This window comes from Sulfuricaulis sp. (assembly GCF_040901545.1).
Taxonomy (GTDB): Bacteria; Pseudomonadota; Gammaproteobacteria; order Acidiferrobacterales; family Sulfurifustaceae; genus Sulfuricaulis.
Window position 1 is genome coordinate 44,120 of record NZ_JBBDYL010000004.1, and the last position, 11,940, is coordinate 56,059.

10 protein-coding genes and 1 pseudogene are annotated in these 11,940 nt (G+C 53.5%); 2 read left to right on the top strand and 9 right to left on the bottom strand.

The window, feature by feature from the left end; translation table 11 throughout:
• Positions 1–27: 27 nt before the first annotated feature.
• The 4 genes and pseudogenes from frr to rpsB all read right to left on the bottom strand — a co-directional run.
• The gene (gene frr, locus WD823_RS00370; protein ID WP_368427496.1) at positions 28–594 is read right to left on the bottom strand and encodes a ribosome recycling factor; all 567 of its coding nucleotides are present in this window, start codon (positions 592–594) and stop codon (positions 28–30) included.
• 2 nt (positions 595–596) lie between these two features.
• Positions 597–1,328, bottom strand: coding sequence for a UMP kinase (gene pyrH, locus WD823_RS00375; protein ID WP_368427497.1), 732 nt, complete (start codon positions 1,326–1,328; stop codon positions 597–599).
• Between the two features lie 3 nt (positions 1,329–1,331).
• Positions 1,332–2,216 carry a translation elongation factor Ts gene (gene tsf, locus WD823_RS00380; protein WP_368427498.1) on the bottom strand — a complete coding sequence of 295 codons (885 nt, stop codon included), beginning with the start codon at positions 2,214–2,216 and terminating at the stop codon, positions 1,332–1,334.
• A 293-nt stretch (positions 2,217–2,509) separates the two neighbouring features.
• Positions 2,510–3,244, bottom strand: a pseudogene (gene rpsB / locus WD823_RS00385) (30S ribosomal protein S2); the annotation flags it as partial.
• A gap of 300 nt (positions 3,245–3,544) precedes the next feature.
• Between rpsB and map the strand changes: the two are divergent.
• Positions 3,545–4,312 carry a type I methionyl aminopeptidase gene (map, locus tag WD823_RS00390; protein ID WP_368427627.1) on the top strand — a complete coding sequence of 256 codons (768 nt, stop codon included), beginning with the start codon at positions 3,545–3,547 and terminating at the stop codon, positions 4,310–4,312.
• Positions 4,313–4,348: 36 nt separating this feature from the next.
• Entirely contained in the window at positions 4,349–7,039 is a 2,691-nt protein-coding gene (gene glnD / locus WD823_RS00395; RefSeq protein ID WP_368427499.1) for a [protein-PII] uridylyltransferase, read from the top strand.
• A 6-nt stretch (positions 7,040–7,045) separates the two neighbouring features.
• Here the strand turns inward: glnD and WD823_RS00400 are convergent, their stop codons facing one another.
• The 5 genes from WD823_RS00400 to WD823_RS00420 all read right to left on the bottom strand — a co-directional run bounded on the left by WD823_RS00400 (position 7,046) and on the right by WD823_RS00420 (position 11,940).
• Entirely contained in the window at positions 7,046–7,756 is a 711-nt protein-coding gene (locus WD823_RS00400) for an ABC transporter ATP-binding protein (RefSeq protein ID WP_368427500.1), read from the bottom strand.
• Positions 7,753–8,556, bottom strand: a complete 804-nt coding sequence (locus WD823_RS00405; protein ID WP_368427501.1) for an ABC transporter ATP-binding protein — start codon at positions 8,554–8,556, stop codon at positions 7,753–7,755. Before WD823_RS00405 ends, WD823_RS00400 begins: the two co-directional genes overlap by 4 nt.
• The gene (locus tag WD823_RS00410; RefSeq protein WP_368427502.1) at positions 8,540–9,670 is read right to left on the bottom strand and encodes an ABC transporter ATP-binding protein; all 1,131 of its coding nucleotides are present in this window, start codon (positions 9,668–9,670) and stop codon (positions 8,540–8,542) included. Before WD823_RS00410 ends, WD823_RS00405 begins: the two co-directional genes overlap by 17 nt.
• Positions 9,671–9,678: 8 nt before the next feature.
• Complete coding sequence (locus tag WD823_RS00415) at positions 9,679–10,608, bottom strand: branched-chain amino acid ABC transporter permease (RefSeq protein WP_368427503.1); 930 nt, start codon at positions 10,606–10,608, stop codon at positions 9,679–9,681.
• A 141-nt stretch (positions 10,609–10,749) separates the two neighbouring features.
• On the bottom strand, positions 10,750–11,940 hold the full coding sequence (locus tag WD823_RS00420; RefSeq protein ID WP_368427504.1) for a branched-chain amino acid ABC transporter substrate-binding protein: 1,191 nt from the start codon (positions 11,938–11,940) through the stop codon (positions 10,750–10,752).

Below are 11,940 nucleotides of genomic sequence, written 5' to 3' on the forward strand. Positions count from 1 at the left end.
AGCAACCCAGAATGAGCGCTGCGGAAATCAGATCTGCATGATGTCATTTTCCTTGGCTGCCACCAGTTTGTCGACCTCGCCAATGAAACGGTCAGTAAATTTCTGCACCACCTCTTCGGCGCGTTTGTCATCGTCCTCGGTAATTGATTTCTTCTTGAGAGCATCTTTCAGGTGCTGATTGGAGTCACGACGGATGTTGCGAATGGCCACTTTGGCATTTTCTCCCTCGGCCCGGACATGTTTGGAGAGCTCCTTGCGCCTTTCTTCGGTCAACTGCGGAAGCGGGACACGGATAACTCCTCCTGCCGTCATGGGGTTGAGTCCCAGATCAGATTCACGGATGGCTTTCTCAATCACCGGAATCATGGTCTTGTCCCAAGGGGTCACGGTAAGCGTGCGCGCATCGCCGATCGCCACGTTGGCGGTCTGGCTCAATGGCGATTTGTTGCCGTAGTAATCGACACGTATGTGTTCCAGCAGCCCGGGGTGGGCCCGGCCGGTTCGTATTTTTCCAAGATCCGTTTTAAGTGCCTCCAATGATTTTGCCATACGCGTTTCGGCGTCTTTTTTGATGTTTTCAACTGAATGCACCATGGCTAATCTCCTTTTACAAGCGTTCCGACGTTTTCACCGAGACAGATCCGCATGAGGTCACCAGGATTAGTAATGTTAAATACACGAACAGATAGGTTCTGATCACGGCATAGCGCGATCGATGCGGCATCCATCACCCCCAATCGTCGCTCCAGCACTTCGTTGTAACTAATTTGATTAAAGCGCTTGGCATCGGGGTGTTTCACCGGATCGCGGTCGTAGATACCGTCGACTTTGGTTGCCTTGAGCAGCACATCGGCGCCGATTTCCGCCCCGCGCAGCGACGCGGCGGTATCGGTCGTGAAAAAAGGATTTCCGGTACCCGCCGCAAAAACCACAGTGCGCCCCTTTTCCAGGTGGCGTATGGCGCGGCGCCGAATATACGGTTCGACCACCTGCTCGAATCGTAGCGCTGATTGCACCCTTACCGGAACATCCAGTTTTTCCAACGCATCTTGCAAAGCAAGTGAATTCATGATGGTCGCCAGCATGCCCATGTAATCGGCCGACGCACGGTCCATACCCCGGGCAGCATGCGCCATACCCCGGAAGATATTCCCCCCACCGATGACGACGGCGAGCTGTACACCGATGACGGTAACTGATTTGATTTCCGAGGCTATGCGCGTCAGCACCTCGAGATTGATGCCATAGGCGTCACTTCCCATCAAAGCTTCGCCAGATAGCTTGAGCAGCACGCGGCGGTAAGCAGGAACTCCGGACGTGCTTTTCAAGAACTATCCTCCTTTTACCTGCGCCATCACCTCGGAGGCAAAGTCGGCTGATTTTTTTTCCATTCCTTCGCCAACTTCATAACGAATGAATCGTATTACTGAAGCGCCCTTGGTATTAAGCAGTTTATCAACCGTCATTTCCGTGTCTTTGACGAAGGGCTGTCCCAGCAGGGTAATTTCATTGAGATATTTATTGACCCGGCCCATGATCATTTTTTCCACGATTTCAGGCGGTTTGCCGCTTGCTTTGGATTGTTCGGCAAATATTTCTTTTTCCTTGGAGATTACGGCGGCCGGAACTTGCTCTTTCGATACGTACTCCGGCCGGCTTGCCGCAACATGCATGGCGAGATCCTTGGCCAGATTTTCATCGCCACCTTTCACCTCGATCAATACACCGATTTTGCGGCCGTGAACGTAACTGCCGATGATTGACTTGTCCGTTGTCATACGAACGAAGCGTCTGACACTGATGTTTTCGCCAAGTTTCATCACCAGGTCTTCGCGTGCCTGCGCCAACGTGACAGATGTTCCGTTTTGCCGCAACTTGTAGAGCTCGTCAACATTCGCCGGATTCATGCTCGCCACAGTTGCTGACGCCGTGGCACTGAAATCGGCAAAATCATCACCCTTGGCAACGAAGTCAGTCTCTGAATTGATCTCGACCATAGCGGCCGTCTTGCGGTCAGGGGATACACATATGCCGATTATGCCTTCCGCCGCGAGCCGACCCGATTTCTTCTCCACCTTGGCTCCTGCCCGCTTGCGCAGCAAGTCAGTGGCAGCTTCCATGTCTCCATTCGTTTCCGTGAGTGCCGCCTTGCACTCCATCATCCCGAGCCCTGTCCGTTCGCGCAGTTCTTTAACTTGATGAGCTGAAATAGTCATACCTTAAACCCTGCTTAATACGAATGACGATGCCGGTCATTGCCATAAAATCGAGGGGTTGCGCCCTCATTGTTTCCGGATTGTCATCAATAATCCTTTTAATCGGTTTTTTCGGGTTTCTTTCCACGGCTTCCGCTCTTTTGTTTGGCACGGACCGTACGCTTCGGTTTGGACTCCGGCTTGACAGACAGCGTTTTGCCCGCATCGCCCGCATCATCGGTTGCCACGGCAATATCCTCAATGGGCGCGACTACGGTCTTCTTCTTCGCGACTACCTTGACTGTCGCCGGCTCCTCTTTAATTTCAACGAAGTCATCATCGCCGGAGACGATCGTCAACTGACGCTGTTCCTGACCGGCAAGGATAGCGTCCGCAGCCGCCTGGCTGTAAAGCTGAATGGCACGGATGGCATCGTCATTTCCAGGTATAACATAATCCACACCATCCGGCTTGCAATTGGAATCCACCACTCCGACCACGGGGATGTTCAGCTTGTTCGCCTCCGAGACGGCGATGTATTCATGACCCACATCGATGACAAACACAGCATCCGGCAGGCCGGACATTTCCTTGATTCCGCCAAGACTCTTTTCAAGTTTTACCCTTTCCCGGTCAAGCGTCAGCAGTTCTTTTTTGGAAAGTTTCTGGCTGCTGGCTTCATCCGCCAGAACGGACTCAAGCAACTTGAGCCGCTCAATCGACTTTTTCACAGTCCGGTAATTGGTCAGCATGCCGCCGAGCCAGCGGTGGTTCACATAAGGACTGCCGCATCGCTCTGCTTCCTCGTGTACGGTTTCTGTGGCCTGGCGTTTGGTACCGACAAATAAAATGGTGCCGCCATTGGCCGCGAGTTTGGCCAGATACTTCATGGCCTCGTTGAAGAGCGGGAGGGTTTTTTCCAGATTGATGATGTGAATTCGATTGCGTTCCCCGAAAATATACGGGCGCATCTTGGGATGCCAGAATCGCGTTTGATGGCCGAAATGCACGCCGGCCTCCAACATCTGGCGCATAGTGACGTTGCTCATGATATCTCCTTCGGGTTTTTCCTCCGCGGACCCCAAGCATCAATCCGGCCGCTCCGAGGAGCAGACGGACACCCGGATGCCTGTGACGGTACCGCGTGCGGGTTTAAGGTTTATTGATGCGGCAACCAGATCAGCTTCGATCTATACGCTACGCACCGGAACTATAACTGCGGGCGGCTTTATACCACAGCAGGATTATTAGGACAATGTTTTCATGGGCTTGGGTAGTAGACACACCATGAAAGGGCTTTTTTAATTGGTCTCATTCCCGGAGAATACCGCGCAGTGACACAGCCTATCATGCCCGTAACACTAAAAACTCCCGCCGAGATCGAAAAAATGCGTATCGCCGGCCGTCTGGCCGCCGAAGTTCTGCGCATGATCCGCTCTCATGTACGCCCGGGAATTACGACCGGGGAATTGGACGGTCTATGTTACGACTACATCGTCAATGTCCAGCAAGCCATACCGGCGCCACTCCACTACAAGGGTTTCCCCCGATCCATATGCACTTCGGTCAATCACCAAGTTTGTCACGGCATTCCGGGCGAAAAAAAACTCAAGAAAGGCGACATCATTAACATCGATGTTACCGTCATCAAGGATGGATATCATGGTGATACAAGTAAGATGTATTTCGTGGGCGAACCTTCTATCCAGGCGAAACGTCTCGTACAGGTAACGCATGAGTGCATGATCAAGGGCATAGAAGTTGTCCGTCCGGGTGCACGACTTGGCGATATAGGTCATGCAATACAAAAACACGCCGAGGCCCATGGTTTTTCAGTCGTGCGCGAGTATTGCGGTCATGGAATCGGACGTGAGTTCCACGAAGACCCGCAGGTACTGCATTATGGAGAACCCGGAACAGGGATGGAACTTCAACCCGGCATGACATTCACCATCGAGCCCATGATCAATGCCGGGAAAAAAGAGGTGAAACTCCTGCCCGACAACTGGACAGTCGTGACACGCGATCATTCCCTTTCGTCACAATGGGAACACACCATCCTGGTGACGGAAGCATCACATGAAATCCTTACATTACTTTCCGGTGATGAACCTTGATAATTTCCGCCGGTCCGGCTGAAACTTATTAGTGCCATGGCATCCGTCAAACACAACCTGTTTAACAGCCGCGAATTCGATCGGTCACTGACCGATTCAAATAATCCTTTGCCGTTTTTCCGCAATGCACTGCAGTCCGGGCGCAATCTTCTCAAACAGCGTTTTGCGGAAAAACGCCGGGCATTTTCGGTAGTAACATTTCACGCCTGGTTGATCGATCAACTCGTCATTCGCGCCTGGAAGCTGCATCTCGGATTATTGCCGTCCCATACCACTGCCTCGCTGGTCGCCGTCGGCGGATACGGCAGAGGCGAACTCCACCCGGCCTCCGATATCGACCTTATGGTACTGGTCGAAAAAGTTGCGCCCCCCACAATCCGCCCATTCATTGAATCATTCGTGCGTTTCCTGTGGGACATGGGCCTTGAAGTCGGACATAGTGTGCGAACCGTTAAAGATTGCGTGCGTGAATCCAGTAACGACCTCACTGTTGTCACCAATATTATGGAATCCCGTCTCCTGGACGGTAACGAAGTTCTCTTCCAGAAAATGCATCGAATGACACATTCATCAAACATCTGGCCAAGCAGGAGATTTTTTGCCGCCAAGCGCGAGGAACAGAATTACCGGCATCATCGTTTCGACGACACGGCCTATAACCTTGAACCGAATGTGAAGGACGGCCCGGGCGGTCTGCGAGATATCCAGATGATTTCCTGGGTGACGCAAAGGCAATTCGATACCGCCTCTTTGCGTGACCTGGTGCAGCTCGGATTCCTGAGCGATGAAGAATATCGTACGCTGATATCCGGACGTGATTTCCTCTGGCAAGTGCGCGCCGGTTTGCATTACCTGGCGGAAAGACGCGAGGATCGTCTCCTGTTTGATCATCAGCGTGCGCTTGCCAGGGACTTTGGCTATGTCGACCGGCCGGGAATACTCGCTGTCGAGCAGTTCATGAAACGCTATTACCGGACGGTCAAGGAATTATCCCTGCTAAACGTCATACTTTTGCAGCATTTCGAAGAGGCCATTCTTGCGCGTGGACGAGTAAAAACAAAAGCCATCAACAGGCGGTTTCAATCGCATCACGGATTTCTGGAAGTCACGCATCCACGGATCTTTGAACGCTCTTCCTATGCCCTGCTGGAACTGTTTCTTGTCATGCAGCAGCATCCTGAGCTTAAAGGAGTACGTGCGGACACTATCCGTCTCGTACGCGCGAATCTCCATGGAATCGACGGCAAATTTCGCAAAGATATCGCCTGCCGCAGCCTGTTCATGGAGATCATGCGTCAACCGCGCGGTATTACGCATGAACTGCGAAGAATGAATGCCTACGGTGTGCTTGGCGCCTACTTGCCGCCTTTCGGACGCGTCGTCGGTCAGATGCAGCACGACCTGTTTCACGTCTATACCGTGGATCAACACTCGCTGTTTGTTCTGCGCAATCTCCGCCGCTTCACCGTGCCGGAATTCCACCATGAATTTCCACAACAGAGTGAAATCATCCAGAAAATCGTCAAGCCGGAGCGGTTGTACCTTGCCGGTTTGTTTCATGACATCGCCAAGGGGCGTGGCGGCGATCATTCGAGGCTGGGTGAGAAGGAAACCAAGGCATTCTGCCGATTGCACAACTTGAGCGAATACGACACACGATTCATCTGCTGGCTGGTCCGCCATCATTTACTGATGTCGAATACCGCTCAGCGTGAAGACATAACCAACCCTGACATCGTGTTGGCTTTTGCTCAGCAGGTGGGCGACCAAGAACATCTCGATAATCTCTATTTGCTCACCGTGGCGGATATGCGCGGAACCAGTCCGGTTGTATGGAACGCCTGGAAGGGTCGTCTGCTGTCGCAATTATACAGTGCCACCACCCGTGTTTTGCGACGCGGCCTGACGAAGCCGATCGATCTTCATGAGCACATAGCCGATTTGCGTAACACGGCGCTTGAAAAGCTGCGACCGTCCGGGATTACGGAGAAACAGGTTAACCGTTTCTGGCAGGATCTTGATGAGGAATACTTTCTTCCCTACGACGCTGAAAGCCTGGCGTGGCACGCACGGGTCATTACCGCGGCGCATGCCGCCGATCTGCCAATTGTCGCCACGCGTTATGCCCCGGGTCTCGGTGGCAGCGAATTTCTGATCTACACGCCGGATCGCGACGACCTGTTTGTCATCATCACGGCGGGATTCGACCGGATGAACCTTTCCATCATGGATGCACGAATACATACGCTGCGCAATGGGTTCGCGCTCGATACATTCGTCGTGCTTGATCACTCGGGTGACCCCGTGAGCGATCCGAAAACGCTGGAACATTTGCAAGTGGCAATGCGCGATCAGTTGCTCGATCCACGTCCCGGAAAAGACATTCAATCCGTCAGCCTTCCCAGGCCGCTCAAGCATTTTCCGATCGAGACGCGGGTGATGTTCAGCCCCGCCCCAAAGGGACAACTCACGATTATGGAAGTCACCGCGCAAGACCGCCCGGGCTTGTTATACCAGATAGCATTGGCACTCAAGCATTGTCGTGTGAATCTGGTCGCGGCCAAAGTGGGAACCTATGGTGAGCGCGCCGAAGACATCTTTTTTGTCAACAGTCGCGAGAAGACTCCGCTGTCTGACAAACAACAGCTTATCTGCCTGGAGGATGAAATCATCAAACGTATCGGAGCACCGGTAACCAATGAAGGCACGATGGCGGTTTCAACCTGAGGAACGCTATCCTCCCAGATAGGCTTGTTGTACTTTCGGATCTTTGAGCAGGACGTCGGCATTGTCGCTGAGGGTGATTTTTCCACTTTCCATCACGTATCCCCGATGGCTGATCGCGAGGGCGAGTTTTGCATTTTGTTCCACAAGCAAAATGGTAACGCCTTCCTCCGCGATCCGCTTGATGGTCTCGAATATCTTCTTCACAAGCATTGGCGCCAGACCCATGCTGGGTTCATCGAGCAGCAGCAATCGAGGTCGACTCATCAGCGCGCGCCCGATAGCCAGCATCTGTTGTTCACCGCCCGAAAGCGTTCCGGCCTGCTGGGTCCGCCTCTCGAGCAGGCGCGGGAAGAGTGAATAAATATTCTCCAAATCCGATCGGATACCGGTGTGATCTCGTCTTGTGTAAGCTCCGATCATGAGATTTTCTTCAACCGTCAAACGTCCAAAAATGCCACGTCCTTCCGGAACCAGGGAGATGCCACGGCGCACAAGTTCGTACGAGCGTTTACCGGTTATCGCCCTTCCTTCATACAGTATTTCGCCTCGGCTCGGTCTGAGCATCCCGCAGAGCGACTTGAGCGTCGTCGTTTTTCCGGCGCCGTTTGCGCCAATCAGGCAAACCAGCTCGTTGTATTTCACCGTTAGGTCAACTCCTTTAACGGCGCGGATCCCCCCATAATCCACCTCCAGGTCTTGGGTTTGGAGAAAGTTCACTCGATGTCTCCGCCCAGATAGGCTTCAACGACAAGTGGATCGCGCTGTACGTCCGAAGGAATACCTTCGGCAATCTTTTTCCCGTAATCCAGGACGGCCACGCGATCGCATAATCCCATGACGAGTTTGACATCATGCTCAATAAGCAAAAGGGTTACGCCATCGGTGCGGATTTTCTGCAGTAATGTCTGAAGCTTGGCGGTCTCGCTGGTATTCATTCCCGCAGCCGGCTCATCGAGGGCAAGCAACACGGGGTCGGTGGCCAAGGCACGGGCAATTTCGACCCGTCGTTGATCTCCATAGGGAAGATGCATGGCTAACGTATCCGCATGCTGGCTAATTCCGACATACTCCAACAATTCGTGCGCCCGTCCGGCAATAGCCGTCTCTTCCGCGATTGTGTTTCTATCGTGCCAGACGGCGCCAATAATTCCGGCATGCGTGCGTACATGGCGTCCGACCATGACATTTTCCAGCGCCGTCATGTTGGCAAACAACCTGATGTTCTGAAACGTCCGCGCAATGCCCAATGCTGCCACCTGGTTGGGTTTGAGACCCGACACGGTACGATTTCTCAGCGTGATCATACCGGAATCGGGGGTGTAGAGACCGGTCAAGACATTGAACAATGTTGTCTTGCCAGCTCCATTGGGGCCGATCAGGCCGTAAATTTCGCCGGGAAAAATTCGCAAACCCACTTCCTGAAGCGCCGCGAGCCCGCCAAAATGCTTGCTCACATCGCTGACATCGAGCAATGATTCCGGACGCTCTTCCGTATCTCTATCAGCGTTTGATGTCATACAGTGAAGCCTGTTCCTGGGCAAGCATGGAAGCATCATCGCCGAACTCGCGACGACGTCGTACTGACGGCAGCAGTCCGGCCGGCCTGAAAATCATGATGAGAATAAGCGCCAAGCCAAAGATCAGCATCCGCAGGTCGGCCGCGTCGACATATATCTGTCCAAATATAAATCTTTGCAGGTCGCCAATGTAGCGCAATGCTTCGGGAAAAACTGTAAGCAATACCGCACCCAGGATGACACCGGCTATATTCCCCATGCCCCCCAAGACAATCATGCAAAGTACGATAATTGACTCGAAGAGATTGAAACTTTCGGGGCTGATAAATCCCTGGAAGCCGGCAAACAAACCACCGCTGATTCCGGCAAATGACGCGCCCATGGCAAACGCCAGCAATTTGATGTTGCGCGTGTTGATACCCATGGCTTCGGCAGCCACCTCGTCCTCCCGAATCGCCACCCACGCGCGCCCGATGCGCGAATTCTGCAGGCGTAGTGAAATAAAAATCATCAACAACGCCAACACGAGAAAAAGGTAGTAATACGTGTAAATGCCGGGGAAGATTACACCGAAAAACGTGTGTGTCTGGTTGAAGGAGAATCCACCGAATGCAACGGGATCGATCAGATTGACTCCCTGCGGGCCATTGGTGATGTTGATCGGCGCATTGAGATTAGTGAGAAAGATTCGAATGATTTCGCCGAAACCCAGCGTGACGATGGCCAGATAATCGCCGCGCAGTCGCAAGGTCGGCGCACCCAGCAAAATCCCAAAAATTCCCGCCAATCCCGCGCCCAACGGCAGCAATGCCCAGAACGGCAAATGCAGGTCAAAATGGGGCGATGCCAGCAAGGCATAAAGATAGGCGCCCACGGCGTAAAACGCGATGTAACCCAAATCGAGCAATCCGGCATAACCCACCACAATATTGAGACCAAGCGCAAGCATGATGTAGAGCAGCGCGAAATCGAGAATTCGAACCCAACCACGGCCAAGCGCTTCGCCGGTCAAAAAAGGCAACGCCGTCAACAACACTGCCAGCGCCAAATACGCAAGCCATGCCAGGCGGCGATCGCTCCTGAACTGAAGCCAGTGCCGGTGAAGGGTCCTCATGCTAACCATCATGCACGTTCAACCACCCGTTCCCCGAGCAGGCCGGATGGACGTATCACCAGAACAAGAATGAGTACGAAGAAAGCAAACACGTCCTGATAATGGCTGCCAAGGAAACCTCCGGTCAAAGCGCCGATATATCCTGCCCCGAGGCTTTCAATCACACCGAGGAGTAATCCTCCCAACATGGCACCGGCGATATTGCCGATGCCGCCCAGCACCGCAGCCGTGAATGCCTTGAGACCAAGGAGGAATCCCATGTAATAATGGGCCAGTCCGTAATAGGCGCTGACCATGACACCGGCAACGGCAGCGAGAGCGGCGCCGATAATGAAAGTGATGGAAATAATGGTGTTTACGTTGATACCCATCAACCCGGCTATATCCTGTGCTTGCGCCGTGGCGCGCATCGCGCGGCCCAAACGGGTTTTCTTGATGAGCAGCAGCAATCCAATCATCAGCAGGCACGATAACACCATGATAAAGATTTGCAGATTGGTGATGACCGCGCCGCCAATTTCATAACGCACGGTCGGCAGTATGGGAGGGAAAGCGATGTAACGCTTGCCCCAGATCAGCATGGCCAGATTCTGAAGAAGAATAGACATGCCGATGGCGGTTATGAGCGCGGCCAGCCTCGGCGAACGACGCAGTGGACGGTAAGCCACGCGTTCGATCGTGAAGCCAAGGGACATGCATACGGCAATCGCCGCAAGCAATCCAAGGAGCACGATGATCGACCCATCCAGACCCATTCCGCTTCCGGCGAGCGCGCCGATGACAGCCAAACAAATCATGGCGCCGAACATCGTCACTTCGCCATGCGCGAAATTGATGAGCTCCAATATTCCGTAAACCATGGTGTACCCCAGGGCCACCAAGGCATAGATACTGCCGAGAACCAGACCGTTGATTAATTGTTGGGTGAAAATATCCAAACGGTGTACCCTCGCAAGATCCGGTCACACCCCGGACAAACAGCCATGTCAGGAACTTCGGATCGCTGCTGGCAAAAATAAAGTCAGGTAGCCGGACAGCTACCTGACTTTACGCGCAGCAAATAATGCAATCAACCGGCCTTATTTTTTCTCCGCCGGTTTCTGTTCGTTTTCTCCCATCACCGTTTCCAGCACCTCCCATTTCCCGTTTGTTACACGATACATCGTGATTGCCCCGCCACGGACGTCGCCACGTTCATCAAAACTAATGTTACCGGTCACCCCGGCGCGTTGGATATTCTGCACTTCGACGAGATATTTGCTTGGGTCCGCTGAATTCGCCTGCTTCATGGCCGCTACCATGGTCATGGCCGCATCGTAGGCATAGGGGGCGTAAGTCTGAATTACTCCGTATTTGGCGGTGAATTTCTCCCGGAATTCCTTGCCCCCCGGCATGATATCGAGGGGCAGACCGGGTGAGGAAGCCGTCACACCTTCCGCATCGTTTCCCGCCAGCTTAAGGAACTCGGTTGTTTGCGCGCCATCTCCGCCGAGGAACGAAGCCTTAATCCCGAGCGAATGAAGTTGCTTTACCATGGGTCCGCCCTGCGCATCCATCCCGCCATAGAACACCACGTCAGGCTTCCTGGCCTTGATGGAGGTCAGAATAGCGCGAAAATCCGTGGACCGGTCGGTGGTAAATTCCCGTGCGATGACCTCGCCGCCCGAGCGCTTAACCGCTTTATCCACTTCGTCCGCGAGCCCCTGGCCGTAAGCGGTGCGGTCGTCGATTATCGCGACCCGCTTGGCTCCCATTTTTTTTACCGCGTATTCACCCAATACTTTTCCCTGTTGACGATCGTTGGTCATGACACGGAAAGCGGTTTTGTACCCCTGAGCCGTATAGGCAATCGCGGTGGCGGAAGGGGAAACCTGCGGAATACCGGCATCATGGTATATTTTTGAGGCGGGAATGGTCGTGCCGGAATTGAGGTGTCCGACGACACCGGCGACGCGCTGATCCACCAGCTTTTGCGCCACAATGGTCGCGTTGCGCGGATCGGCCTGATCGTCTTCGCTCACCAATTCGAATTTGACGTTCTTGCCCCCTAAAGTTATCCCAGCGGCGTTGACCTCATCGATCGCCAGCCGGGCACCGTTATCGTTGTCCTTGCCGAGATGGGCCTGTGGACCGGTTAGCGGAGCTACCGATCCAATCCGAATAATTTCGGCAGCGCCCTCGGCCTTATCCTCTTTCTTACTGCAACCGGCGAGGCCGATCGTCAGGAAAAGCAACCACGCGATCCACTTTGTTGTTTGCAATGCCTTCAT